The 1488-nt window shown below is 49.4% G+C and carries 1 protein-coding gene; it reads right to left on the bottom strand.

Features of this window, described 5'->3' with window-relative positions:
- Positions 1–437 precede the first annotated feature (437 nt).
- A complete protein-coding gene (locus PPL9_RS00995; RefSeq protein WP_057460899.1) occupies positions 438–812 on the bottom strand; it encodes an MmcQ/YjbR family DNA-binding protein in 375 nt (124 codons plus the stop codon).
- Positions 813–1488: the final 676 nt, after the last annotated feature.

Raw genomic sequence — 1488 nt, 5'->3', positions numbered from 1 at the left:
CGAGCACCGAGCACCGAGCACCGAGCACCGAGCACCGAGCACCGAGCACCGAGCACCGAGCACCGAGCACCGAGCACCGAGCACCGAGCACCGAGCACGAATGATCGCAATGCTACGCAAAGACAAGCTTATGAGTAAAGAAAGATCCTCAGAGGGGGATAACTTTTATTAGCAGATGCGAGCGCAACATCTGAAAAACCGGGCATAAAAAATAAGGCGAATTCCACGGGGTAAACATATGCCCGCTAGGCGGTTCTATGATAGAACCTCCCCCGTTCAAAATTAAATGCATGCGGTGCAAAAGCCAGACACAAAACCACTCAATAAGAACCACGAGCAACGCACATTTCGCGCAAATAACGCAAATCTGCACAAAAGAACGCAAACCTTAAAATCAGCACGATCAGTTATTCAGAGCCCCACGTGATCAGACACACTTAAGCTGCAACAAACCCAATCTCTTTCTGCAGCTTCTTGGTCAGCTTCCTCGCAATAATGCTATGCGCCTCGCGAACATAATCCTTGATGTCTTCATCAGCCATCGCCTGCGCAGTCTCAATCTGAACCCACTTCGCCCGAGCCAGATAAGGCGCCGGAATAACGCCCTCCTGTTCCGTCAGAATCTGATAGGAAAGCTCCGAACACTTAAAGCTGATCTTGATCCCTTCCATCTCAGGCCGGTCCTCTCCCCAGTTAGAACAGATCGCAAAGATCTTCCCTCCAACCTTCCAAACCGAAGCATTCCCCCACTGAATGACATTGCTCGTCCCAACCAATGACTTGCAATAATTATCAAACTCATCCCGCGTCAATGTAGTCTCTCCCTAGCAATCAAAAAAAGGCATCAAACACAGCCGATAATTGCAACGAAGATAACACAATCAAAATCCAATTCGGTACCCGTTCAACTAACTTTCAGATTTGGCTACCGATAAAGAGCACCCATCACACACGCTCACTCCTGTTCATCTGAGGTAGCGCATAGATCAGTTCTATCTCTTTTGTGGTCAGCCGACAGCATAGAACGCTTGTGAGTACTATTCGGACAATCAAATCCTGGCGCAGAAGTGCGCTCTGCATTTCCTTTGAAAGCGCTGCAGACATAGCGGCGTAATCCGAGTGCAAACATCGCCAACGGATGCAGAATGGAACGCAACGCCTTTCCGATTTCGGTTTGGCTCAATCACACAGCACACGGCACCAGCTCATAAATGCCGAGGCTTGATCACCTATTGCGATCGCTATTGAGGTCAAACCCGAGCGCCTCTCGCAGCTCTCCATTCTTCCCAGACCGCATGAAAGGCTGCTAGTTTCAACATATTACAGCACTTCGAGGTACTACCGTTCAATCCCTTAAAGACGTTGCTTTGGTTTCATTGAGGTAAACTGGTGGCTGTATATTCAGGGAGTATTCTTCGGTCAGATGGCATTGCAATCCAGGGGATCGCCGACCACTCGGAACCTAGCTCGCTGTGTTTTCAGCACGCA

The sequence above is a fragment of the Pseudovibrio sp. POLY-S9 genome, from assembly GCF_001431305.1.
Taxonomy (GTDB): Bacteria; Pseudomonadota; Alphaproteobacteria; order Rhizobiales; family Stappiaceae; genus Pseudovibrio.
This window is presented reverse-complemented; position numbering and strand designations above follow the sequence as displayed.